Genomic DNA, 24,800 nt, shown 5'->3' with positions numbered 1-24,800 from the left:
GCATATGTTGATATGCTTTTAGTTATTTAAGTATTAGGTTGGGTACGTTATTTAAAATTGAAAATGAATTTACGACAAGATTGATAATTTAATAGAATTTAATGGAAACTATAATTTTAATATAAATAATAAATTAATTTATTTTGGTTTTGACAAATGTCATAGGGATATCTATACCCATCCTCTATTTTAAACTCCTTAAATGAAAATGATAACCATTACTATTATTGGGGTGAATATATGTCTTATCGTTTAAAGCGGCACCAATTGGCCCATTGTATTGCTCTAACTTTAGGCATAGGAACTTTGGCGATACCAATTGGATTCGCTGCACCAGTAGGCACACCAGACAAACTGATCGTTACGTCTTCAACAGGCCAAAGCCGTTTGTCACCGAGTGAGCAGCAAGAAAAAGATAAACTTGAAAAAGTGGCTGGTGGAACAAATTTAGTTGTTATCGAAAAAGATACTCGCCTTGCTACCTTACAAGACGCCCTGGATTACCAGCCTGGGTTGGTTATCCAAAATTTCTTTGGGGGGATTGACCAGCCACGTTTGAATATTCGCGGCTCTGGCGTGCAAAGTGCACCGCTTGCTCGTGGTGTATTGCTGTTGCAAGATGGCTTACCCGCAACGGATGCAGACGGCAGTTTTCATATCAGTACCTTAGAAATGCGTGATGCGCGGATGGTGAGCGTACGCCGTGGTGCAAATAGCCTTAACCCACAAAGTAATAGCTTGGGCGGTGAATTGGATGTGCTCTCTTACACTGGAGGAACTGAGCAAGGGCGCCTACGTTATGAGTACGGCTCCCATGGGCGCGAAGGGTTACAAACCGCCTTCGGTGGTGTTTCTGATGATGGGTTATTTGATGGGCGTGTGAATTTCACTTATGACCATTTTGATGGTTATCGCAAACACTCTGCTTCCCAACGTAAAACGTTACGCAGCAACTTTGGTTATGTGACTGATAACTTTGAAAACCGAACATGGTTGAGTTGGACAGATTTGCGCTTTGACGTTGCGGGGCCAGTTTCTGAAGAGGTATTAAATAATAACCCAACAGAGGTGTACCCAATGGTTTGGTTGCGTGATCCTCACCGTAATGTTGAACAATTCCGAGTGGCTAACCGCTCTGACTGGCAAGTGGATAACCAAGCAATTGGTGCAGGAGTTTGGCATATTCGTACCCATGATAATTTTACCACTCCCGCTTACTACCGCTTTAGCCGCAGCCACAGTGAAGGGCTGCAATTTACCTATAATATTGAAACTGAGCCCGTGACATATCGTACGGCACTGGCATGGGACCAAATGACCTTGCAGACTGAATTAATGCAAAATCGTAAAGGGACACCCGCAGACAAAACTAAAATAGGTAAATATGATGGCCGAGCGGAAAACCTCTATGGCAGTGTTGGGGGAGACTTACATATTACGCCAACAGTGGCTGTTAATTTAGATGTCAAAGGTACGCATGCGCGCCGCGATGTAGAAAAGCGACAGAGTCATTTGTCGTTAGACCAAAGTTGGACATTTTGGACACCAAAAGCGGGAGTGATTTGGCGCCCAACGGAAAGCCAGCGTTACTTTGCCAATATCAGTGCGAGTGAAGAACCTGCAACATTTTGGGAAATTATTAACTCCAGCAATGGAAAATTAACGAAACTCTCACCACAAAAAGCCATTACTTATGAAATTGGGGGAGAAGGCGATGTCACCGATGGGTTGAAATGGAGCCTTGCGCTGTACCGTAGCCAAATTAAAGATGAGTATATTACCACTTATGACAGTGCAGGGACGGTGGTTGGCGTATTTAATTATGCCGCGAAAACTCGCCATCAAGGCTTAGAAGCTGGGCTTACAGGACGTGTTGGCGCAGGGCCGGGGGATATCAATTACCGAGTTTCTTGGACTTATAACGATTTCCGTTTCATGGGCGGTGAATATAATGGCAACTATATCGCGGGTATTCCACGTAATATTGTTGCTGCCGAGGTGTTATATGAAATTGGGGATTGGAGTGTTGGGCCTAATATTCATTGGGCACCTACGGATATGGCAGTTGACCACCAAAACAACCTTGATATTCAAAAACGTAAACATTATGCCGTACTGGGGCTGAAAGGCAGTTATAAGCCTACAGAGCAGTGGTCTGTGTATTTATCGATGGATAATTTAACCGATGAGCGCTATGCAACAACATCGGTTGCCAACCAAACCGTCACAGCAAAAGACAGCACTTTATTCCCCGGTATGGGGTTTAATGTGAATGGTGGCGTAACCTATAATTTCTAATAATGAATAAACGCATTAATATTGGTTAATGCGTGGTTGTTAAAATGGGCGCTGTGCAGAAATAGATAATTGCGTTAAGTAGTTTTCATTATGGATATGCACAGTGTCTTTCTCAATATCAATAAACCCTTTTTGCCGCCACCCTGAAACTAACCGGCTGAGTGTTTCGTAGCGTATGCCTAATTTAGCGGCGAGCTGGCCCCGTGATAAAGGTAAAACAATATTTGAAGTGAGTTGTTTATGTTTTAAATCAAGAATATAAGCAGCCAAGCGTTGTTCAGCAGAACTTGAAGTTAGCCAATCAATATGGTTAATGTTTTCATACAGTTTGCTACTAAAACGCATGAGTAGCTTTTCCATAATCTGTGGGCAGGCATGGCAAAGCCGTAAAATATCACGTTTATCGAGTAGCAAGGCTTCACCGTCGGTTTTTGCCCGTAAACTCATAGGATAGCGGTTATGTGGCATAAAAACGGCTGCGATGGCAACAATTTCCCCTGTACAAAATAAACCAAAAATTTTTTCCTCGCCCAAATAAGTATGGCGATACACCTCGATTTGCCCGCTTATCATCAAAGGACAGTGCTTAAATGGTTCCCCTTCATGGTTCAGGATTTCACCACTTTTAAAGCGAATATGGCCACAATTTTCCAGCAGTAATGCCAGTTTTTCATCTTCTATCCCATTAAACAGTAAGCACGATTTTATGGCATTGAGTGATTGTGTATGGGGGAAAACGTTTTTGACAAATGTCATAGGTCATCCTCTTACGCCGTCTTAGAATGGCATAAGTATAAATGATAATCATACACATTATCAATTGAGATCTTAGCAGAGAGCTGAATAACCCTATGATAAATAATGCTTTTAGACTCACCGCCGTTTTTCTGACCTTGGGAGGGATGGGTAACGTATATGCATCACAAGCCGTTGATTTCACAGATATGTCAGGGGATAAAATTCATTTATCAGCCCCTGCAAAACGTATTGTCGTGATCCCAATCCCTGCCGCTTCGATGTTAGTTGGTATGGATGAAAGCAGTGAAAAATTAGTTGGAATGCACCCTTTTGCAAAGGTTGCTGCGCGAGATGGCATGCTAAGCCAAATGTTTTCTCCTGTTTTACAGGTGAATTCAAATGTCGTGGGTAACAATTTTACACCAAATATTGAAGTATTGCTTAATGTGGAGCCCGACCTGGTATGGCAATGGGGTCATCGAGGGGATGATATTATTTCCCCTATGCGTGATGCAGGGCTGACTGTTGCTACGTTAGATTATGGGCAAGAGCGCTATACGCAAGAGTGGGTTCACCTAATGGGGCAAACACTTGGCCACAATGATAAAGCACAGAAGATGATCCAGTGGCGCCAACAAGTTGTCGATACACTCTCAGCTACCACCGCTAAAATTCCAGAAGCACAGCAGCCTCGTGTTCTGTATCTCTCTCATTTTAACCAGAGTATTCAAACATTTGGCTCAACATCACACAACAACGCCGATTTTGCATTGGCGGGCGGAGTGAGTTTAAACCGCGACCTCACTGGGCCAAGAACGCTCAATATTGAGCAGATCCTTGTTTGGGACCCTGACATTATTCTATTGGGTAATTTCGAAGAGGGGTTATCGCCAGCTGACGTTTATCGCAATCCCATGTTAAGCGAAGTCACTGCAGTGAAAAACCAGCGCGTATATAAGCTTCCTATTGGTGGTTTTATCTGGGATGCGCCAAACCAAGAAACACCGCTGTACTGGCAATGGTTATCAATGATTTTTCATCCAGAAACGATGAAAATGCCATTGCGTGAAGAAATTCGCCTGAGATATCAGCAACTTTATGGTTATGACGTGTCAGATGAGCAAATTGACGGTATTTTGCAAATGGAGATGAACAAAAATAGCCAGCACTACATCTCTTTAATGGGGAAACCGCATGCGTAAGCCCCAATATCTTTGGCTCGTTTTCGCCATTTGCCTAGTGTTGACCTTTGTTTTGGCACTAAGTTGTGGCCGCTACCCGGTTTCGTTTTCTGCGGTTTGGCATATTCTCTATGACACCATTTTGGGCAACGAAATGATGGGGAACTATAGTCGTACGGAACAAAATGTCGTGTTAAATGTGCGTTTACCACGTGTTCTGATAGCAGGTACAGCAGGGGCAGGGCTAGCGGTGGCTGGGGCGGCTTTGCAAGGCATTTTCCGTAACCCATTAGTTGGGCCGCAAATTATTGGCGTCTCATCAGGAGCTGCATTGGGGGGCGCACTAGCTATTTTGTTATTTTCTTCATTGTTGATCACCATTTCATTGGCTTTTGTCGGTGGGTTGTTAGCTATCGTGCTGGTTTTTTTGCTAGGCTTGAATCGCCAAGGTAGCCAGCTATTAATGTTAATTCTTGCGGGGTGATTATTAATGCTTTTTTTGCTGCATTAATTTCGTTAATTACCTATTTTGCAGACCCTAATAATACTTTGCAAACCATTGTTTTTTGGCTTATGGGCAGCTTTGCCAGTGCGTCTTATCTTAAACTTAATATTGTTTTTCCTGTTGTTATGGTCTGTGTTTTAGTCATTTTTGCACTGCGTTTTCGTATCAATGTGCTCTCCTTAGGGGATGAAAATGCACAAGCCTTAGGGATGAAAATTAATAGAACCCGTTGGGCCGTGTTACTCAGCGTGACCTTGATCACTAGTGCGACAGTGGCGGTATCCGGCACCATCGGCTGGGTAGGGCTGATTGTTCCGCATATTGCACGGCTAGTGGTAGGTCATGATCACCGGATATTACTGCCTGCTAGTGCAGTTATTGGTGGGATTTATATGGTGGCTGTCGACACTTTTGCCCGCAGTATGACGAATGCAGAAATTCCATTAAGTGTGATCACTGCACTCATCGGTGCCCCCATTTTTGCTCTACTGATCCATACATTAAATAAAAAGGTGGCCGATTTATGATCCAAGTTGAGCACCTTAATTTCAAAATTGCACAGCGTCAGTTATTTACGAATTTAACTTTTCAGCAGCCAAAAGGCAGTATTGGCGCAATTTTAGGGCCGAATGGCCGTGGAAAAACCACCTTATTAAAACTCTTGCTCGGTTTACAAAAAGGAGCCACTGGCAATATTTCACTAAATGCACCCGTCGCTTATGTTCCACAACTTAGTGGTTCACTATTTCATTATTCTGTTCGCACCATGGTGAGTCTCGGGCGTATTCGTCATTTGCCGTGGTATGCCTCACCCAATGAAAAAGATAACCAAATTGTAGAGCAGTGTTTAGCGTACTTAGGCATAAGTAATTTTGCGGACCAACCCTTTAACTGTCTCAGTGGAGGGGAAAAACAAATGGTTATGATTGCGAGAGCATTAGCCAGTGAACCAGAAATTTTGATTCTGGACGAACCGACATCCGCGTTGGACCTTGCCAACCAAGACAGTGTGCTCAGCGTTTTACGTGATTTAGCCATACATCGCGGAATGACGATCTTATTTACGAGCCATTATCCACAGCATGCGCTGCATATCGCTGACTATTCATTGTTGCTGTTTAACAGTGGCGGCTGTTTATTTGGTGAAACTGAACGAATTTTAACGGAAGAAAACCTGACACAGCTGTACCAATTACCTGTTGCAATTACGCCAATGGACTATCAAGGCCGGCAGACCCAAGGGGTCATTCCGCTATTTAGATAATTGAATGAAAATGATTGAATTAAGGAATATAAACGATGAGCAATAACACAATAACACCCGCAGAAGCGCTGATTATCAACCAGTTAATTAATAATACCGAACAAGGTATTGCAAGCCGTGTATTAGCGAAAAATGGTGGGGGGAATATCACCTTATTTGCTTTTGATAAAGGCCAAGCGCTATCTGAACACAGTGCTCCTTTTGACGCCATTGTGATGGTTGTTGAAGGGAGTTTACAACTCACCATCGAAGGTAAGCCAGTGACGGCTAAACCTGGGGAAATTGTCAGAATGCCGGCTAATATCCCTCATGCGGTAGATGCACTTGAACCCGCAAAAATGCTGTTAGTTATGTTACGTGAGCCAGAAATGGCTTGTACACACTAACTTGGAGGTGTAAATGGACCAATCATTTACTGCCCATGAAGCAGGGCACAAATTTCTAGCACGTTTAGGGAAAAAACGCTTACGCCCAGGGGGGAAAGAAGCAACCGAGTGGTTACTTAGCCAATCAGGGTTACATAAGAACAGCCAAGTTCTTGAAGTGGCGTGTAATATGGGAACCACCGCCATTGAAATCGCCTCTCAATTTCATTGCCATATTACGGGTATTGATATGGACAAGCAGGCGCTCGCCCAAGCACAAAAAAACGTTGCGAATAAAGGGTTAACAGATTTAGTGACTATTCAAATGGCAGATGCATCAAAATTACCTTTTGAGGACAACAGTTTTGATGTGGTCATTAATGAAGCCATGCTAACCATGTACGGCGATAAAGCGAAAGCAAAGCTATTGCAGGAGTATTATCGAGTACTAAAGCCAGGTGGCTGTTTATTAACTCATGATATTGCATTTAAAGATGCCCAAGCTGTGCAAAATGTGGTTTCTCAAATGCAACAAGCGATTAATGTCAAAGCGCAACCATTACCGGAAACACAGTGGGTGGAATTATTTCAACAAGCGGGTTTCCAGCAAGTGGTATCCCATACTGGCCCAATGACACTGTTATCGCCAAAAGGGTTAATTTACGATGAAGGTGTATTCGGTACGCTAAAGATTATCCGTAATGCATTGAAGAAAGAAAACCGGCCTCAATTTTTGCGTATGTTCCGCCATTTTCGGCAAAATCGTGGGAAATTGAATTATATTGCAGTCGTTAGCGTGAAGTAATCTATAGGAAGATCTTACGCAAGGATGCGTGATTATGTATTTTTATGTTGAATAACCTTATATTTTACATTGCTAATAATAATAATTCTTATATTTATCTTGATTCTTAGTTACTGTTAATAATAATTATTTGATAAAATAATAAACAGTAATTTAATCAAGAATTGTGATTTATTTTTTAGATTCAATAACAGCAATTTTAATAAAATAAAGGTTTAATTTAATGAAAATAAAGTATTTTTTTATTATCTCTCCTTGCTTTCTCCCTTTAGTTTCTCCCTCTGTATTTGCTGTGGATAAAAAAGAAGAATCCATAACCGTATCCGCTACACGTGGTTATAAAACCGTTTCAGAAATGGCGCAAACCACATGGGTGATTGATAATGCTGAAATTGAACAGCAAGCTGAAGGTGGAAAAGAGTTAAAAGATATTTTAGCGCAGCTTATTCCAGGAATGAGTGTCAGTGGTCAAGGGCGGACAAACTATGGCATGAATATGCGTGGCCGTTCAATGATTGTGATGGTGGACGGGGTACGCCTTAACTCTTCTCGTAGTGATAGTCGCCAATTAGATTCCATCGATCCTTTTAATATCAATCATATCGAAGTTATTTCAGGTGCAACGGCGATGTACGGCGGTGGTAGTAGTGGTGGTTTGATTAATATCGTGACGAAAAAAGGCCAAGAAGAAAAACAGGTTTCTCTGCAATTAGGTGGAAAAACAGGCTTTAACAATGGTAAAGAGCACGATGAAAATGTTGCCGCAGCAGTAAGTGGTGGTAATGAGAACGCTCACGGACGAGTGTCTGTTGCTTATCAACGCTATGGCGGTTGGTATGATGGCAAAGGTAATGCGATTAATATTGATAATACCCAAACAGGGCTGCAATTTTCTGATCGCCTAGATGTGATGGCATCAGGCACTATCAAAATCGATGAAAAACAACAGCTTCAAGCCGTTTATCAGCATTATAAAAGTGAGTCGGATGGTAAACACGGGCTCTATTTAGGAAAAGATTTCTCTGCGGTTAAAGGGCAAGGTGAAGCTTATAACAGCAGTAAATTAAGCTCTGACCGTTTACCTGGAACTGAGCGCAATTTGCTCAATTTACAATATTCAAATGCAGATGTATTCGGGCAAGATTTTGTTGCACAAGTTTATTATCGTGATGAATCACAAAAGTTTTATCCCTTTCCAACCCTGACTGGCAAGGATGTTACAAGTATCAGCTCATCGGATCAAAAAACCAATTTTTATGGAACCAAGCTGACATTCAATAGCCAACCCATTGATGAATTAACGTTAACTTATGGTGTGGATGCAGAGCATGAGCAATTTCGTGCTAACCAAATGTTTTTTGATTTAGATAAAGCGAAAGAATCAGGGGGAATGGATTTAACTAAAGCTTTCCAAATCGGCCGCTATCCAAGTTATACCACCACCAATATGGCGACATTTTTACAAAGTAGTTATGACATTACGCCGATGTTCACGTTAAGCGGTGGTGTGCGTTACCAATATACTGAAAATAAAGTGGATGATTTTATTGGTTATGCGCAGCAAGAAGCGATTGCTAATGGTAAAGGTAAATCAGCGGATGCAGTACCGGGTGGGAAAACGGATTACAACAACTTACTGTTTAATGCAGGGTTGCTGGTTAACCTAACCGAAGAGCAACAAACATGGTTTAATTTCTCTCAAGGCTTTGAAATTCCTGATATTGCTAAGTATTACGGAACAGGTGACTATGCGAAGACCCCAGATGCCAATGGCCACTACCATCTCAATAAAAGTGTTAACATTAATGATACCAAGGTAAAAGGAATTAAGGTTAACTCGTTTGAGTTAGGATGGCGTTACACAGGGGAAAACCTGCGCACACAAGTTGCCACCTATTATTCGCTGTCTGATAGAAGTTATGGCATTAATAAAGATGACATGACTATCTATATGAAAACCGATAAACGCCGTATCTATGGGGTTGAAGGCGCGGTGGATTACTTCTTTGCTGACTCAGATTGGAGTGTTGGAAGTAATTTCAATCTGCAAAAATCAGAAACTAAAGTTGATGGTAGCTGGGAAAAATGGAGCGTTGACTTCGCGAGCCCGTCAAAAGTGAATGCTTATATTGGTTGGGAACCGAATGATTGGGCACTACGCTTACAAAGCCAACAAACATTCAATTTAACGGATGCGGCGGGTAAGAAACTTGATGGCTATAATACCGTTGATTTATTAGGAAGTTATATGCTGCCAGTGGGTAAAGTCAGCTTTGCAGTTGAAAACCTACTGGATAAAAATTACTCCACAATTTGGGGACAGCGGGCACAAAGTTTATATAGCCCGAAATACGGAGCTGCCAACCTGTACGATTATAAAGGCCGTGGCCGAACCTTTGCTCTTAATTACAGTGTGACATTTTAATTAATTGAAAATAAGTCACTATGTATTAGTGACTTATTTCTAGCAGATTATTAGCAATAAAAAGTAATGAGATATTCCATGAAATCATTTCTTATAGGGTTATTGTGCTTGCTTAGTTTTTGGGCACAGGCAAAAACATCAACGGTGATCACTGACTTACAAGGTCGTGAAGTTACAGTTAATCTTCCTGTCGAAAAATTATTTTTGGTAGATAGTCGTGATATTTTGCCAGTGGATATTGCTGCTGGTAAAGCGGGGATATCACGCATTGTGGGTTGGAGTGATTCGCTTACGCAATACGCACCAGATTTAAAACAAGCTTATTTCAGTGTATTGCCTGAATTAGGCAAAATTCCAACGTTAAAGAAAACACGCGAAGCCGGTCTCCAAGTTGAAAAGTTGATCGAGTTAATGCCTGATGTGGTAGTTATGCATAAGGCTAATTATGGTGCGATGCGTGATAGCCAAATTTTACCGCAACTCGAAGCCGCAGGTATCCAAGTCATTTTTATTGATTTTCGAATGGATATTGCGAAAAACACGCCGAAAAGCATTTTATTATTAGGTGAATTATTCGGAACACAAGAAAGAGCGGGACAGTTTGCAACGCTGTACCAAGAGAAATTAGATGCCATTGAAAGCCAATTAGCTCAGCCATTTCCAACTGTTCTGATTGAAGCGAATGCAGGGTTATTTGCGGATAATTGCTGTCAGCTTTATGGGCGTTCAGGTTATGGTGTTTTAGCATCCTTGGCAGGTGGAAATAACCTTGTTGCAGATAGCTTTCCTGCAAAAGGGGCTGAAAGCTCCATTGAGAATATTATTACATTAAACCCAGAATTTTATTTACTGACTGGCGCCGATTGGCACAATTTTAATCGGCGCTCGCTTGCAGTAAGCTTAGGATATAATGCAAATAAAGCTAATGTTCAGAAGCAGTTATCAGTATTAATGGATAGGCAAGGGATTTCATCATTAACGGCAGTTAAAGAAAAACGGGTTATGGCGATTTACCATAATTTCTACAACAATCCGATGAACATATTTGCCATTGAAGCGATGGCTAAATTTATGCATCCAGAGCGATTTAGTACATTAAATCCAGAACAAAACTTAATTGACTTTCAAAAGCAGTTTACAGAAATCCGAGAAACAGGGGTGTTCTGGGTGAATTTATAAAAATAGGGTCGCTAACTTTTTGTTGGTAATAGAAACTAACAAAAAGTTAGGCTGTCAGTTTATCTCCATATAGCTTTCCATTCATTAATAAACTCTCTGAAATCCCTTGTTCTATCTTATCTCCCAGTTTTTTTATAAACTGGGATTATTGCTATGTTAGTTATAGCAGCTAAAAAATTGTTAGCTAGAATCAAGATATAGATCACAAATTGCTCAAATCTTGATTGAGTCTCCATTATGATCTAACTAATATTTAGTTAGGCTTAAAATAAGTTTGGTAGAAAATGAAAATTATCCAAGACAACTTTGAAATGTTATTGGCAGTTATGAAAGGGATTGCGGGCCAATTTGGCGACACTTGTGAAGTGGTATTACATGACCATAGTAAAGGGCTAGAAAGCAGTATTGTTGCAATTATTAATGGTCATGTAACGAAACGAAAGGTGGGAGACCCAAGTAGTAATTTAGGGCTTGAGGTATTGCGCGGCACTGATGTTGATGGCGACAAATACAATTATTTTACCCAAACCAAAGATGGGAAAATGTTGCGTTCAACTTCAATTTATTTACGTGATGAAACTGGCAAAGTTTCTGGGGCACTTTGTATTAATCAAGATATTTCAGAATTTATTGCTGCAGAAAAAGCTATTCAAGGCATTACACAGCGCAATAGCATTGAGCAAGATACGGTTAAGGAAGTTTTTGTTACGGACGTTAATGAAATTTTAGATCACCTTATTCAAGAATGTATGCAGGTTATTAAAGTCCCCGTCATCAATATGGGCAAAAAAGATAAAATGGATGCAATTAAATTCTTTGATGATAGAGGTGCTTTCTTAATCAAAAAAGCAGGTGAGAAAATCTGTGAATTTTTAAATATTTCCAAATATACCCTTTATACCTATTTAGCGGAATTAAAAGGGGAAGAAAATAATGAAGAATAAGAGAGGTTTTTATGCCAATAACGCCTTACGTTGCTTTAGATTTACAGCAACTTGAAAAAAATGTCAGAGGCATGACAGGCAAGCTAACACAGCAAGGTATTGAACACTGGCCACATATAAAAACACATAAATCAGTAGAATTAGCAAAATTTGAGATTGCCTGTGGCGCAAAAGGAATTACGTGTGCCACATTGCAAGAAGCGGCAGTTATGGCAAAAGGCGGAATTGGTCATATTCTGCTTGCTTACCCAATGATTGGTGAACAAAAGTGTCAGCAATTTATTGAATTAGCTAAAAAAATTAAATTAAGAACGATTATTGATAGCCTACAAGGAGCTGAACAATTATCAGCAGCGGCAAAGCAAGAGAGCCAAATTATTGAGGTCTATATTGCTGTTGATTATGGTGCTCACCGGGAAGGAATTCAATTAGATGATTTAGAGCCATTTGCACTGGCAATACAAAAATTACCTAATCTGAAAATTATTGGTGTGTTTACTTATGCTGGAACAATATACCAATACCGTACAGAGCCTGAAATACGTAAAGCGGCAAAAGCAGAAGCAGAGCTTTTATTATCTTGCCAAAAACGGTTAGAAAAATTGGGTATCGAAGCGCCTCGGACATCTGGCGGCTCAACATTATCTTCATTCTATGCTGATGAATTAAAAGGGATTACAGAGTCACGGGCTGGGAACTTTATTTTTGGCGATATGAATGCTATCTATGGTGGTATTTATACTCCTGAAGATTGCGCTTTAACAATAAGAACAACTGTTGTAAGTATTCCTATTGAGGGGTATGCAACAGTAGATGCAGGGACCAAAACATTAACTTCTGATCAATCCGCAGAACCAGGGTTTGGTTATATAGTGGAAGACCCAAATATAAAACTAGTTAAATTAAATGAAGAGCATGGCTATCTTCGCTATGACCCAAAAAAAATTAAATTAAATATTGGTGATGTATTAAATATTATACCGAATCACAGTTGTGTTATTCCTAATTTAACAAACAAGATATATGCATTAAATAATAATGAAATAGACCATATTATTATACCAGACGCACGATATTAAATATCGGAGAATAAAATGTATAAATTAAATGAACAGCAACAATATGAGTTGCTAGAGCTTCTTTGTGCCTTAATTCGGCATAAATCTGAAAACCCACCAGGGGAAGAACAACAAGTTGCTGAATTTATATATCACTACTTTAAACAAGAAAATATTGATGTTGAAATGCAAGAGGTTGCTCCTGGACGCCCAAATATTATTGCCTATTTAAAAGGTTCAGGAAAAGGTAAACATTTATTATTTAACGGTCATATAGATGTTGTGCCTTGTGGTTGTGGTTGGAGTACCGAGCCATTCGACCCAGTGATTAAAGATGGCAAAGTTTTTGGGCGAGGAGCCGCAGATATGAAGTCTGGTGTTGCTGCAATGATGTATGCGGCAACATTATTAAAGCGTAATAAAGATGCATTTTCAGGTAATTTAACATTAGTATTTAATGTGGATGAAGAGAGAATTAATCTTGGCATGCTGCATTACATTAAAGATGGAATTTCTGCAGATTATGCCATTATTGGTGAGCCAACGTCTCTTGGTGTTTGCATCGCACATAAAGGCGTTAGCCGTTATAACTTAAGTACTAAAGGCACCGCGGGTCATGCAGCAAAAACTCGTTATCCTGATAGTGCCATTTCTAAGATGGCCAAAATACTACCTGCGATAGAGCAACACCGCACTTCTGTTGAGGAAATTAGTCACCCACTATTAGGAAATGCTTCAATGATTATTACCACCATAAATGGTGGTACAGCTCCGAATATCGTTCCACAGCATTGTGATATTGAAATAGATAGAAGACTCGTTCCAGGGGAAGAAAGGCAAGAAATAGAGGCGAGATTGCATCAAGCTATTGCGCAATATAATAAAGGTGAAGAGATAGATTATCACTTAGATAATTACTTATTTATTCCTGCTTCAGATATCCCTGCGGATCATGAGCTAACTAAAGTTGCATTAGATACAGTGAGCCGTTTTACAGAAAAACCAGCGCTACCAGAAATATTTGAAGCGACATGTGAGGCGCCTTTTTTCTCGGTTACTAGTGAGATCCCTACACTTATTATGGGGCCAGGGGGATTAGCTCAAGCTCATGTTAAAGATGAGTTTGTTGAAATAAAAGAATTATACCTTGCTGCGGAAATTTATTATGACATGGCTAATATCTTGCTCAATAAATAGGAAAATTGAATGAATATTGAAAAAAAATTAGAAGATAAAGGGATTAAACTTGCCACACCAGGGGCACCAAAATTTTCATATGTATCCATTAAGCAGTATGGGGATTTATTATATACATCAGGCCATGACTGCCAAAAAGATGGTGTCTTAATTTATAGTGGTACATTAGGTAAAGAATTAACAGTCGAGCAAGGTCAAGAAGCAGCAAAGCAATGTATTGTTAATATATTTTCTTCATTGAAAGCGTATTTAGGAGATTTAGATAGAATTGATGAATGTATAAAATTATTAGGTTTTGTGCAAAGTACTGATGATTTTAAAAACCAGCCACAAGTCATGAATGGAGCTTCAGATTTTTTAATTGAAATACTCGGTGATAAAGGTAAGCATGCACGTTCAGCAATAGGTACGAATACATTACCTTTTGATACGCCAGTGGAAATAGAATTAATATTAAAGCTAAAGTCGTAAATAATAGATAAAAAATAAAGATTATTAATAAAATAAATCTGCGGAGTAAATTTTATTCCGCGGGATCCTGTTACGTCTTAAAGGTACTTAATTATGTCACTACATGCGAGTAAAAGGCTAAAGCGCTGGCAGCTTATTGCGCTTACATTTTTGTTGATAGCAGGTATCATTAATTTTTTAGATAGAGCATCACTCTCTATTGCTAACTCTACAATAAGTAAAGAATTAGGATTTAGTGCAACTCAAATGGGATTACTGTTATCGGTATTTTCATTTGGCTATGCGTTATGCCAACTACCTATAGGTATGGTAATGGAACGCTTTGGGGTTAAAAAGATCTATGGCTTCGGTTTGTTCTTATGGTCGTTAGCTCAAACCGTGACAGGGCTATTATCTTCATTTACCCATTTAATTATTGCACGGGTTATTTTAGGTATTGGTGAAGCACCGCATTTACCGACAGGCGTTAAAGTCGTTAATGATTGGTATAATATCCGTGAGCGTGGTCTGCCAATGGGGATTGTAAATATGTCCTCTACGCTAGCTCAAGCATTAGCTCCACCTTTGCTCATTGCATTAATGTTAGCTTTTGGCTGGCGTACAATGTTTATTATTATCGGTATTAGTGGGATTATTCTGTCTATACTTTGGTTTATTTTCTATCGTAATCGTGAACAATTAGAATTAACAGATGATGAATTAAACTATTTAAATGACGGTGCTCCACCATCTTCAACGAATAAAGTTTCTTTCAAAGAATGGGCGTCATTATTTAAACAACGTTCTTTGTGGGGAATGATCATTGGGTTTAATGGTGTGGGTTATATGGTTTGGCTATACCTAACATGGTTGCCTGCTTATCTTGAAAACTCCCGAGGCTTAAGTCTAGAAAAAACCGGCTGGGTTGCAGCAATACCCTTTTTATTTGGTGCGCTGGGAATGCTGGTAAATGGTGTTGTTGCAGACTATGTGGTGAAACGTGGTGCAGACAAAATGAAAAGCCGTAAGTGGATGATCTGCTTAGGCTTGCTGTTTGCTGCGATGTTTACATTGCCTGCCGCTTATACTGACAGTACCTTTTCAGCCGTTGCGTGTATTAGTATGGCACTATTTTCTATTCACTTTGCGGGGACTTCTGCTTGGGGATTGATTTTAGTTTCAGTGCCTTCTCGCTTAATCACTTCTGTAAGTGGTATTCAAAATTTCGGTGGTTTTATTGGAGGGTCGTTTGCTCCGATTATTACCGGTATTATTATTGACCAAACACACTCATTTACCTTAGCGCTTGTGGTTTGTGCAACTGTCGCATTCCTAGCATCATTGGTTTATTTCTTCTTTGTTAATGAACCAATTAGAGACCCTGCAGAGATGGAAGCAAAAACAGTCTAAATTAAATATTCATGGCCACTTTGTATCAGTGGCTTTTTTATAAAAAAACAAATCGTATATTGATGGTCTAATTAAGCAATTATTCATAGTTAGTTGTTTTTATTATTTATTATTCGAATTTTTGTCTCAGTATAAATTTAATCATCAAAATTAGAATATGTAAGTTCCATAAATAATATGCTAATAATATTCCGGTACATGATTCTGTATTTTTAATTTTTCAAAGGAGTTCAAAATGAGAAAGGTTATTATATCTAGCGTATTACTTGCTGTATCTACAATTTCATTTAACTCAATGGCAGCAGACAAAAATACGGTTACACCTGAAAATATGACTTGCCAGCAATTTATTAATTTAGACCCTCAGAGCTGGGCACCTATTGCGTTATGGGTAACAAATCAAGAAACACAATTTAAAGGTGGAGATTATGTTGCGCTGACAGAGCAAAGTATTGCCGAAGCCCCTCAGATTGTTGAGTTTTGTAAGAAAAAGCCGGAAGGCACTCTACAAGATTATTTAGCATCTAAGAAATAAAGCAAACTATTATGCCATGGAGGGCATAATAGCCATTTCCGACTAGGAAAATGGCTATTATACTGTGGTAGGTTAGAAACTCTATTTTAGAAACATTGAACCGACCTATCTTTATTTTTTTACCGCTAATTTATCGGTTAAGAAATCGATAAATGCACGTGTCTTAGCCGGTAAAACAAAAGTATTTGGGTAAAGTAATTGAATATTTTGTTTCGGTAAACGGTATTCAGGTAATACATGAACTAAGCGTTCATACCGCAAGTCATCATCAACCATCCAAGCTGGGCATATTGCAATACCTAATGAGGCTAACACCATATGGTGAATAACGGCGGCAGAATTAGACTCATATTGGTTTTTAATTAAAGGTAAGTAATATTTTTCATTTTTTGAATTCTGTAAAAAATATTGAGGATCTTGCCAGTTTAATAGCGCATGGTTAATCCATGGAACATTTGCTAAATCAGTGAGTTGTTTGATTGGGTGTTTTTTTAGAAATTCAGAGGTAGCGACTAAGTAAATCTCATATTCACCCAGTTTTTTCATTTTATGGGATGAATTTTTTAAATTACCTAACCGAACGGATAAATCGAGTTTCTCTGTGATGAGATCATCTAAGGATGAGTTAAATGAGTACTGTAATCTTAGCTTAGGATAAAGGCGGCAAAATTCAGGAAGTAGTGGCAAAATAAAACGTTGGCCAAATTCACTTGTTGATGAAAAACGCAGCAAACCTACAATATTAGTTCCTAAATTTTGGCTTTTTTCGAAGGCTTCATCTATTTGACTTTGAATACGTTTAAAGTCGTCATAAAAATGTTTTCCCACCTCTGTTAATGCAATATTTCGCGTATTTCGTGTTAGCAAGCTTACATTAAGCTGAGCTTCTAATTGTTTGATATCGACACTCACCATAGAACGGCTTAGCCCTAAAATATCTGCGGCTTTAGTGAATGAGCCCGAATCAACAACTTGTAGAAAACTGATAATCTTTTTGAGATTTTTTTGCATAATAACAATGATTGTTCTTTTTTATTAAACAATCATGTTACCTCCCTTGTATCGACAAAGAAAGGACTAAAACTTATTCTTTGCCACCGGAGGAAGTCCATGACTTATCGATACAAAATTGCCACAGTATTTTTACTTGGTTTCTTTATTGATTGTATTAACATTTTTATGTCAGCGATAGCGTTACCTGACATTGCATCGTTATTCTCAGCAAGTCAATCTCAAGTTGCATGGGTTGCCAATGCCTATATTTTAGGTTTAGTTTTGGTGATGCCAATCAGCTTATGGCTAGCAGGTAGGTTAGGTAACCAAAAATTACTGTGTTATTCCATGCTACTTTTTTCTGTTGCTGCTTGGTTCAGTGGGAGTAGTGATTCAATTTATAGCTTAATTTTTTGGCGCTTTATCCAAGGGGCTGCAGGAGGGTTATTAATTCCGGTAGGTCAGGCATTAGTTTTCGCATTATTTCCCAATAATGATCGCCAACGTATATCAACATTAATTATGACTGTAGCATTAATTGCTCCCGCATTTTCGCCTGCAATTGGCGGTCTAATTATTGATTCTTTATCTTGGCATTGGGTTTTTTATTCTAATTTGCCTTTCTCATTACTAACGGCCGCACTAGCCTTATTATGGATAAAAAATGATGAGAAAAAAATAAGAGAAAAACCAGATATTTTGGGGTTAATAATGGTGAGTTTAAGTTTGTTAAGCCTATTATTATCATTCTCTTTTTATAATGATTATCACAATTTATTATTGGCTTTGGTGAGCTTTTTTACTTCAGCCCTCGTATTTATTGTTTATCTTAAATACGCTAAAAAATGTCGAGAACCTATTTTAAATTTTCAGTTATTAAAGAACGCCAATCTACGCAACGCTTTTATTGTTTACTATGCTGTTCCCGGTATTTTTACGGGGGTTAATTTACTCAATATTTTTAATCTACAAGAAAATATGGGGTTCAGTGCGGCACAAACCGGGCTATTTATGGTGCTATATGCATTGGGGGCAGTAATATCAATGCTAACCGGTGGGCGCCTTTATTTGCAGATAGGAAAAAAACGATTATTTATTATTGGTATTACACTGCATAGTTTTGGTATTTTTCTGCTTTATTGGGTTTCATCTTCAAACCAGCTCAGTTTATTGATAATCGCTTATTTATTGATGGGAATGGGGGGAGGATTGAGCGCCAATACCGCACAAATTAGCTCGTTAATGGATTTCAAAGACAAAGATTTACTTCAAGGTAGCGTATTGTGGAATATTAATCGACAAGTGGCATTTAGTGTTGGCGCAGTCGTATTTATTTCTATATTTAGCTTAACGACTTTCTCTAGTGATTTATTACGCTATCAATACACCTTCCTTATTGCATCAATACTCGGGTTGCTTGCATTAATTTCAGTGATCAAGGAAAAATAAATGAGTGAAACAATGAAAAAAGCGCTGCAAAGCGTAGTGGATTTACATGTTTTAATTGAAGATGTTTTTACGGGACGAAATGACGATAAAAGCCTATCTCTTTTATTAAGCAGTTTTGATGACAACTTCAAAATGGTCACAATACAAGGTCATTGCATTGGTTTAAATGACGTCATCAAGTTATTTAGCCAGAATGTAGGAGCTCGAAAAGCCCTTACAATAGAGTGTGTTAATCTGATGCCATTACGCGAAGACAATGGTTATTGCTGGGTTCAATACCAAGAAAAACAGTTGGTTGTAGGGGGGGAAACGCTAAGAACGTCAGTTGCCTGTATTAGAGTAGAAGCGGAAAAATGCGAGTGGGTTTACTTACATGAAACTCCAGTAATGCAAAACTAGATATTGTAGTGGTGATAAAACAGCGTGATGACTGTTTTATCACCGACAAAAATACATAATTTAATAGATGATATTTATTCTCATTTTCATTGACCGTCGGTCGGTCGAGTATTATCATATTACTATGATCGATGATGAGGCATAAAAAATGAGACGGCTTTTTTTGATCCTAGCGGTTTGCTTGGGTACCTTTATGGCAACGTTAGATATCAGTATTGTAAATGTTGCACTACCTGCTATTGGGCGTGACCTCAAGGCGAATATGTCAATGCTACAATGGATTATTGACGCCTATGCGTTATGTCTGTCAGCGTTGATCCTATCTGTTGGTCCGATAAGCGACCGTTATGGGCGTAAAAAAATTTGGTTAACAGGAATTGTTATTTTTACTCTAGGATCTGCAATTTGTGCATTTTCTACTTCGCCACATATGTTGATAGCGGGGCGGGTTATCCAAGGGATCGCTGCTGCCGCCTTAATACCTGGGGCTCTTTCTATTATTACGCAAGCTTTCTCTAATGATATCGAGCGCATCAGAATTATTGGTATTTGGTCAGCGGTGAGCGCACTTTCCTTAATTATTGGCCCTATTTTAGGGGGGTTTTTAGTCGATAGCTTCAATTGGACAACGATATTCTTAATTAATATCCCGATTGGATTACTAACATTGCTGCTAGGCTGGTTAGGTATACAAGAAAGTGCGGATCCAGATAAAGCCGCATTAGATCCAATGGGACAAGTTTTAAGTATCATTGCGTTAGGTGGGTTAACCTTTGCTTTAATCGAAGCTGGAGAACACGGCTGGGGCAGTTACCTAACATTGAGTGGGTTAGTCATTGCGATTATTGCATGCATAGGGTTTATTTGGGTTGAACTTCACGTAACTCGACCACTATTACCGCTTTTTTTATTCAGAAAAAATCCTTTTTTCTTTCAATATAATATGGCGTCTTTTGCTTTAGGTTTTGCAACTTACAGTAATATATTCTTCATTGCACTATTTTTGCAAAAAGGCCAAGGGTGGGGGGCATTTGAAGCAGGGATCCGCATGGCTCCTGAGTTTATTGCCATGGCTATTTTTTCATTTTCTTTTGGTAAACTGTCTCGCCGTTTAAGCGTGCGAAACCTCATGATTTTGGGCTTTATTTTAATTGCACTGGCTTCATTATTATTAACCCGTGTGAATGCTGAAACACCTTATATTCCTATTGCGATAACCTTATTTATTTTGGGAGCCGGAATGGGGATGTCTACTCCAGCAATTGGGGCACTCGTTATGGCGAGTGTTGATAAGGCTTACTCTGGCATTGCTTCTGCGGTCATGAATGCATTGAGGCAAACAGGTATGACTCTTGGCATTGCTCTTTTAGGGACATTGATGACACATCGCGCTGTAGAGCGGCTATTACAGGACGACAAGCTGGCCACGATGTTGTCGGCACAGGAAATCGAACGTTTGATTCAAACTTCCTCGGTGATGCCATCTAACTTTATTGAGCAAGTCACACGGTCCGCTTTTGTTTCTGGTTTTAATCTGGCGATGTTAGGTAGTGCGATAGCAATAATGATGACGTTATGCCTAATGGCAAGGCATAAATCAGAAAATTAGTGAATATTGGATTAGCGGGCATAAAAAAACACCTGCCAAAGCAGGTGTTTTTAGATATAAATGAATCAATTATTCGTCAAGGAAGCTGCGTAGCACTTCTGAGCGGCTTGGGTGACGTAATTTACGCAGTGCTTTCGCTTCAATCTGACGGATACGTTCACGGGTAACATCAAACTGTTTACCAACTTCCTCAAGGGTGTGGTCAGTATTCATGTCGATACCAAAACGCATACGTAGCACTTTCGCTTCACGAGCGGTTAAACCCGCTAATACTTCGTGAGTTGCAGAGCGTAAGCTTTCTGAAGTTGCAGAATCTAAAGGCAACTCTAAAGTCGTATCTTCAATGAAATCGCCTAAATGTGAATCTTCATCATCACCAATAGGGGTTTCCATTGAAATCGGTTCTTTAGCAATTTTCAGTACTTTACGGATTTTATCTTCCGGCATCAGCATGCGTTCAGCCAGTTCTTCTGGCGATGGCTCACGGCCCATTTCTTGCAGCATTTGACGAGAGATACGGTTCAGTTTATTGATAGTTTCAATCATGTGAACCGGAATACGAATAGTACGTGCTTGGTCAGCGATTGAGCGAGTGATAGCCTGACGGATCCACCAAGTTGCATAAGTTGAGAACTTATAGCCACGGCGATATTCAAACTTATCAACGGCTTTCATCAGACCGATGTTACCTTCTTGAATCAGGTCAAGGAACTGCAAGCCACGGTTGGTATATTTCTTAGCGATAGAAATTACCAGACGTAAGTTTGCTTCAACCATCTCTTTTTTCGCACGACGAGCTTTCGCTTCACCGATAGACATACGACGGTTGATGTCTTTAACCTGCTCAATTGTCAGGCCAGTTTCTTCTTCAATTTGACGCAGTCTTTGTAGGCAACGCAGAATTTCTTCTTCAACTTCAAGTAATTTTTCTGACCAAGGCTTGTTCATTGCCTTTGCAGCAGTTAACCAAGTCTCGCTGGTTTCATTACCGCTGAATAACGTGATGAAGTTTTTCTTCGGCATTTTGCACTGCTCAACACACAATTTCATGATGGTACGCTCTTGCAAGCGAACTCTATCCATCATTTCACGCATGTTGTTGACCAGATAGTCAAACTGTTTAGGGACTAAACGGAACTCTTTGAACACTTCTGAAAGTTGTTCAATTGCCGCAGCTGTTTTTGCATCACTGCGACCATATTGTTTAATATGTTGACGTGTTTTCTCGTACTGCTCACGAAGATCAGAGAATTTCTGGCGCGCTAATTCAGGATCGATGCTGTTATCGTCCTCTTCTTCTTCCTCTTCCTCATCTTCTTCGTCATCATCTTTATCAAGCTCTTCTTGTGGTAATTCAGAGCCGACGTGAGTTGCAGTTGGTGCGAGATCTTCTTCTGCGTTGGGATCAACGAAACCAGTGATTAAATCAGATAAACGGCTTTCACCTGCTTCAACACGGTCATATTGTTCCAGAAGATAGGTAATCGCTTCAGGGTATTCAGCGACAGAACACTGAACCTGATTGATACCATCTTCGATACGTTTAGCTATGTCGATTTCACCTTCACGGGTGAGAAGTTCGACGGTTCCCATTTCACGCATATACATGCGGACAGGGTCGGTTGTACGGCCGATTTCACTTTCAACACTGGACAGCACTTGTGCAGCGGCTTCTGCTGCATCTTCATCAGTATCGGAAGTATTTTCAGCCAAAATTAAATCATCGGCATCAGGTGCTTCTTCCATGACCTGGATGCCCATGTCATTAATCATCTGAATGATATCTTCGATTTGATCTGAATCGACGATATCTTCCGGCAGATGGTCGTTGACCTCAGCATAGGTTAAGTAACCTTGCTCTTTACCCTTGGTTACGAGTAGCTTAAGCTGCGACTGCGGGTTTTGCTCCATAAGACGGTATCCACACTTCTGAGTATTTAGATTGGTGTCGGTCGGCGAAACATTCGGCCAACAAGAACATACAAAGGGAACATTTATTATTTGCTACGCCCTTTATTTTTCGTAGCATTTTACAGGCATCTGCCTTGTGTTTATCGGCACTTAAGCCGTTTAAAATACTAATTCTGTTTTGGGTTGATACTATGTTTTCACTCTAGAGAGAGTGATTAAGCGGACTTCTTCGCGCTCTTCTGGGGTCAGCCCTTCAGTTCGTTCTTTTGCTATCAAGTAGTCAAAACGTTCGTCGAGTGCGCTGTTAAATAGATGGTTTAAGGCATCTATAAAAGTATTTTCCGCTATCTCCTCTATTTCTATATCGTTCCACGTTGCTAGTTTTTCAAGCTGTTTCGCAAATTTATTATCACGATAACGCTCTAGCAACTGCCCAGTTGACATTCCGGGGGTGGAACGGCAGACATCGACCAATTCCTGAAATAGAGAAAGCCCCGGCATTTGAATATGGGCAATTCCCTCTAATGAGGGAACAAGTTCCGAAAAGTTCGGATTCTGTACCAACAGCGCGATAAGTATTCGCATTGTGGTTGGTTTTAATTTGGGTGCCTGATAGTTAACTTGTTCTGTACTCTCTCTATCAATCATAGCAAGAACTTGAGAAATATCCGGTATACCAATAAAATTTCCTAGCTCTTGTGCCATATAAAGGCGCAGTGTTTCACCAGGTATTTGTTTAATCAAAGGGATAGCCAGTTTACTAAATTTTGCTTTCCCTTCTTGCGTTTTTAAATCTACCTGCGGCACAAGTGAATCAAATAAAAAAGCAGAAAGGGTTTGAGCATCTTTCATGCGTTGCTCAAAAGCGTCTTTGCCTTCTTTTCGAACTAATGAATCAGGGTCTTCACCGTCTGGTAAAAACATAAAGCGCAATTGACGACCGTCAGTCAGATAAGGCAGTGCTGTTTCAAGTGCTCGCCATGCCGCTTCTCGGCCAGCGCGGTCGCCATCATAACAGCAAATAACCGTATCTGTTGAACGATAAAGTAACTGAATATGTTCTGAGGTTGTTGATGTGCCAAGTGAAGCAACCGCATAGCGGATATCGTATTGAGCAAGTGCAACAACGTCCATATAACCTTCAACTACCAGTAATTTTGATAATTCATTACTGTTTTGTGTTGCTTCATAGAGGCCAAATAACTGACGGCCTTTATGGAAAATATCTGTTTCGGGGGAGTTTAAGTATTTAGGGAGAGCATCTCCTAATACGCGCCCACCGAAGGCAATCACACGACCGCGTCTATCCCGAATTGGGAACATGACACGCTCTCTAAAGCGGTCATAGACTCGGCCATTATCATTTGTCACTAACATGCCTGCATCATCAAGCTGTTTGCGACTTTCTGGGTTTACAGCGAATTTTTTGAGCAAATTGTCCCAGCCCGCAGGGGCAAAACCAATCGAAAAATGCTCAATAATTTCGGCAGTTAAACCACGTTGGCTTAAATACTCTTTCGCTTTATTAGCCGAAGAATGACTTAAGGCAGCACAGTAAAATTGATTAATTCTTTCCATCAACTGATATAAATTTTGCCGTTGATGAAGTTCTATTTGGCTTGAACCTGTTCCTTTTTCGTAAGGGACATCAAGGCCATGTAGTGCAGATAATTCTTCAATGGCTTCAACAAAATCGAGTTTGTCATAGTTCATCAAAAAATCGATAGCGTTGCCATGAGCACCACAACCAAAACAGTAATAAAATTGTCTTTCACCATTTACGGTAAAAGAAGGTGTTTTTTCATTATGGAACGGGCAACAAGCGTGATGATTTTTACCCTGTTTTTTTAACGGGACTTTTGCATCGACTAAATCAATGATGTCGGTTCTTGCTAACAAGTCATTGATAAATGAACGCGGAATTCGTCCAGCCATAAGCCTCTTTTTCGCCTGTTGATGAACGATAATAAGCCGCGCTTCCTTTAGGAAAGCACGGCCTTTAACTGCTTAGCTATTTACTACTACAAAAACTGGAGTGACTACAAGAGAAACTAAAGTTTTGTATTAGCTATCGTCTACAATGAA

20 protein-coding genes and 1 pseudogene are annotated in these 24,800 nt (G+C 39.7%); 17 read left to right on the top strand and 4 right to left on the bottom strand.

Going from position 1 to position 24,800, the window contains the following annotated elements; all coding sequences use genetic code 11:
- Window positions 1–240: 240 nt before the first annotated feature.
- Complete coding sequence (locus PSE60_RS00645) at window positions 241–2,298, top strand: TonB-dependent receptor family protein (protein ID WP_272664298.1); 2,058 nt, start codon at window positions 241–243, stop codon at window positions 2,296–2,298.
- Between the two features lie 39 nt (window positions 2,299–2,337).
- Here the strand turns inward: PSE60_RS00645 and PSE60_RS00640 are convergent, their stop codons facing one another.
- Window positions 2,338–3,054 (bottom strand): Crp/Fnr family transcriptional regulator, encoded by a 717-nt coding sequence (locus tag PSE60_RS00640; protein WP_272664297.1) that lies wholly within the window; start codon window positions 3,052–3,054, stop codon window positions 2,338–2,340.
- 95 nt (window positions 3,055–3,149) lie between these two features.
- Here PSE60_RS00640 and PSE60_RS00635 point away from each other — a divergent pair, with 95 nt between their 5' ends.
- The 13 genes and pseudogenes from PSE60_RS00635 to PSE60_RS00575 all read left to right on the top strand — a co-directional run bounded on the left by PSE60_RS00635 (window position 3,150) and on the right by PSE60_RS00575 (window position 16,354).
- Complete coding sequence (locus tag PSE60_RS00635) at window positions 3,150–4,238, top strand: ABC transporter substrate-binding protein (RefSeq protein WP_272664296.1); 1,089 nt, start codon at window positions 3,150–3,152, stop codon at window positions 4,236–4,238.
- Window positions 4,231–5,249 (top strand): annotated as a pseudogene (locus PSE60_RS00630) (FecCD family ABC transporter permease). The gene PSE60_RS00635 and the pseudogene PSE60_RS00630 overlap by 8 nt, the downstream one beginning before the upstream one ends.
- A complete protein-coding gene (locus PSE60_RS00625) occupies window positions 5,246–5,986 on the top strand; it encodes an ABC transporter ATP-binding protein (RefSeq protein WP_272664295.1) in 741 nt (246 codons plus the stop codon). Before PSE60_RS00630 ends, PSE60_RS00625 begins: the two are co-directional and overlap by 4 nt.
- Before the next feature lie 35 nt (window positions 5,987–6,021).
- Window positions 6,022–6,372, top strand: coding sequence for a cupin domain-containing protein (locus PSE60_RS00620; RefSeq protein ID WP_272664294.1), 351 nt, complete (start codon window positions 6,022–6,024; stop codon window positions 6,370–6,372).
- A gap of 13 nt (window positions 6,373–6,385) precedes the next feature.
- Window positions 6,386–7,156 (top strand): class I SAM-dependent methyltransferase, encoded by a 771-nt coding sequence (locus tag PSE60_RS00615; RefSeq protein WP_140171562.1) that lies wholly within the window; start codon window positions 6,386–6,388, stop codon window positions 7,154–7,156.
- 223 nt (window positions 7,157–7,379) lie between these two features.
- Complete coding sequence (locus PSE60_RS00610; protein WP_272664293.1) at window positions 7,380–9,581, top strand: TonB-dependent siderophore receptor; 2,202 nt, start codon at window positions 7,380–7,382, stop codon at window positions 9,579–9,581.
- A gap of 78 nt (window positions 9,582–9,659) precedes the next feature.
- Complete coding sequence (locus PSE60_RS00605; protein WP_272664292.1) at window positions 9,660–10,760, top strand: ABC transporter substrate-binding protein; 1,101 nt, start codon at window positions 9,660–9,662, stop codon at window positions 10,758–10,760.
- A gap of 284 nt (window positions 10,761–11,044) precedes the next feature.
- Window positions 11,045–11,704, top strand: a complete 660-nt coding sequence (locus PSE60_RS00600; protein ID WP_210840061.1) for a helix-turn-helix transcriptional regulator — start codon at window positions 11,045–11,047, stop codon at window positions 11,702–11,704.
- A gap of 11 nt (window positions 11,705–11,715) precedes the next feature.
- A complete protein-coding gene (locus tag PSE60_RS00595; protein ID WP_210840062.1) occupies window positions 11,716–12,783 on the top strand; it encodes an alanine racemase in 1,068 nt (355 codons plus the stop codon).
- Between the two features lie 15 nt (window positions 12,784–12,798).
- Entirely contained in the window at window positions 12,799–13,959 is a 1,161-nt protein-coding gene (locus PSE60_RS00590) for a M20 family metallopeptidase (RefSeq protein ID WP_272664291.1), read from the top strand.
- Between the two features lie 9 nt (window positions 13,960–13,968).
- Complete coding sequence (locus tag PSE60_RS00585) at window positions 13,969–14,430, top strand: RidA family protein (RefSeq protein ID WP_272664290.1); 462 nt, start codon at window positions 13,969–13,971, stop codon at window positions 14,428–14,430.
- A 93-nt stretch (window positions 14,431–14,523) separates the two neighbouring features.
- Window positions 14,524–15,819, top strand: a complete 1,296-nt coding sequence (locus tag PSE60_RS00580) for an MFS transporter (RefSeq protein ID WP_210840065.1) — start codon at window positions 14,524–14,526, stop codon at window positions 15,817–15,819.
- A gap of 235 nt (window positions 15,820–16,054) precedes the next feature.
- Entirely contained in the window at window positions 16,055–16,354 is a 300-nt protein-coding gene (locus tag PSE60_RS00575; protein ID WP_210840066.1) for an HdeA/HdeB family chaperone, read from the top strand.
- A gap of 111 nt (window positions 16,355–16,465) precedes the next feature.
- On the opposite strand, the gene PSE60_RS00570 is transcribed toward PSE60_RS00575, so the two are convergent.
- Window positions 16,466–17,365: a LysR family transcriptional regulator gene (locus tag PSE60_RS00570; RefSeq protein ID WP_210840067.1), complete on the bottom strand. Its 900-nt coding sequence runs from the start codon at window positions 17,363–17,365 to the stop codon at window positions 16,466–16,468.
- A gap of 99 nt (window positions 17,366–17,464) precedes the next feature.
- Between PSE60_RS00570 and PSE60_RS00565 the strand changes: the two genes are divergently transcribed.
- The 3 genes from PSE60_RS00565 (at window position 17,465) to PSE60_RS00555 (ending at window position 20,804) form a co-directional block, all read left to right on the top strand.
- Window positions 17,465–18,796: an MFS transporter gene (locus tag PSE60_RS00565; RefSeq protein ID WP_272664289.1), complete on the top strand. Its 1,332-nt coding sequence runs from the start codon at window positions 17,465–17,467 to the stop codon at window positions 18,794–18,796.
- Window positions 18,797–19,195 carry a hypothetical protein gene (locus PSE60_RS00560; RefSeq protein WP_272664288.1) on the top strand — a complete coding sequence of 133 codons (399 nt, stop codon included), beginning with the start codon at window positions 18,797–18,799 and terminating at the stop codon, window positions 19,193–19,195.
- A 148-nt stretch (window positions 19,196–19,343) separates the two neighbouring features.
- The gene (locus PSE60_RS00555) at window positions 19,344–20,804 is read left to right on the top strand and encodes an MFS transporter (RefSeq protein ID WP_272664287.1); all 1,461 of its coding nucleotides are present in this window, start codon (window positions 19,344–19,346) and stop codon (window positions 20,802–20,804) included.
- A 69-nt stretch (window positions 20,805–20,873) separates the two neighbouring features.
- Here PSE60_RS00555 and rpoD read toward each other — a convergent pair whose 3' ends face one another.
- Together rpoD and dnaG are read right to left on the bottom strand one after the other, a co-directional pair.
- On the bottom strand, window positions 20,874–22,802 hold the full coding sequence (gene rpoD, locus PSE60_RS00550) for an RNA polymerase sigma factor RpoD (RefSeq protein ID WP_272664329.1): 1,929 nt from the start codon (window positions 22,800–22,802) through the stop codon (window positions 20,874–20,876).
- Between the two features lie 102 nt (window positions 22,803–22,904).
- Complete coding sequence (dnaG, locus tag PSE60_RS00545) at window positions 22,905–24,650, bottom strand: DNA primase (RefSeq protein WP_272664286.1); 1,746 nt, start codon at window positions 24,648–24,650, stop codon at window positions 22,905–22,907.
- Window positions 24,651–24,800 lie beyond the last annotated feature (150 nt).

The organism is Providencia sp. PROV174 (assembly GCF_028480685.1).
GTDB lineage: Bacteria > Pseudomonadota > Gammaproteobacteria > Enterobacterales > Enterobacteriaceae > Providencia > Providencia rettgeri.
This window is presented reverse-complemented; position numbering and strand designations above follow the sequence as displayed.

Coding starts and splice junctions, on each gene's coding strand:
- PSE60_RS00645 (WP_272664298.1), top strand. CDS start 241: ATGTCTTATCGTTTAAAGCGGCACCAATTGGCCCATTGTATTGCTCTA.
- PSE60_RS00640 (WP_272664297.1), bottom strand. CDS start 3,054: ATGACATTTGTCAAAAACGTTTTCCCCCATACACAATCACTCAATGCC.
- PSE60_RS00635 (WP_272664296.1), top strand. CDS start 3,150: ATGATAAATAATGCTTTTAGACTCACCGCCGTTTTTCTGACCTTGGGA.
- PSE60_RS00625 (WP_272664295.1), top strand. CDS start 5,246: ATGATCCAAGTTGAGCACCTTAATTTCAAAATTGCACAGCGTCAGTTA.
- PSE60_RS00620 (WP_272664294.1), top strand. CDS start 6,022: ATGAGCAATAACACAATAACACCCGCAGAAGCGCTGATTATCAACCAG.
- PSE60_RS00615 (WP_140171562.1), top strand. CDS start 6,386: ATGGACCAATCATTTACTGCCCATGAAGCAGGGCACAAATTTCTAGCA.
- PSE60_RS00610 (WP_272664293.1), top strand. CDS start 7,380: ATGAAAATAAAGTATTTTTTTATTATCTCTCCTTGCTTTCTCCCTTTA.
- PSE60_RS00605 (WP_272664292.1), top strand. CDS start 9,660: ATGAAATCATTTCTTATAGGGTTATTGTGCTTGCTTAGTTTTTGGGCA.
- PSE60_RS00600 (WP_210840061.1), top strand. CDS start 11,045: ATGAAAATTATCCAAGACAACTTTGAAATGTTATTGGCAGTTATGAAA.
- PSE60_RS00595 (WP_210840062.1), top strand. CDS start 11,716: ATGCCAATAACGCCTTACGTTGCTTTAGATTTACAGCAACTTGAAAAA.
- PSE60_RS00590 (WP_272664291.1), top strand. CDS start 12,799: ATGTATAAATTAAATGAACAGCAACAATATGAGTTGCTAGAGCTTCTT.
- PSE60_RS00585 (WP_272664290.1), top strand. CDS start 13,969: ATGAATATTGAAAAAAAATTAGAAGATAAAGGGATTAAACTTGCCACA.
- PSE60_RS00580 (WP_210840065.1), top strand. CDS start 14,524: ATGTCACTACATGCGAGTAAAAGGCTAAAGCGCTGGCAGCTTATTGCG.
- PSE60_RS00575 (WP_210840066.1), top strand. CDS start 16,055: ATGAGAAAGGTTATTATATCTAGCGTATTACTTGCTGTATCTACAATT.
- PSE60_RS00570 (WP_210840067.1), bottom strand. CDS start 17,365: ATGCAAAAAAATCTCAAAAAGATTATCAGTTTTCTACAAGTTGTTGAT.
- PSE60_RS00565 (WP_272664289.1), top strand. CDS start 17,465: ATGACTTATCGATACAAAATTGCCACAGTATTTTTACTTGGTTTCTTT.
- PSE60_RS00560 (WP_272664288.1), top strand. CDS start 18,797: ATGAGTGAAACAATGAAAAAAGCGCTGCAAAGCGTAGTGGATTTACAT.
- PSE60_RS00555 (WP_272664287.1), top strand. CDS start 19,344: ATGAGACGGCTTTTTTTGATCCTAGCGGTTTGCTTGGGTACCTTTATG.
- dnaG (WP_272664286.1), bottom strand. CDS start 24,650: ATGGCTGGACGAATTCCGCGTTCATTTATCAATGACTTGTTAGCAAGA.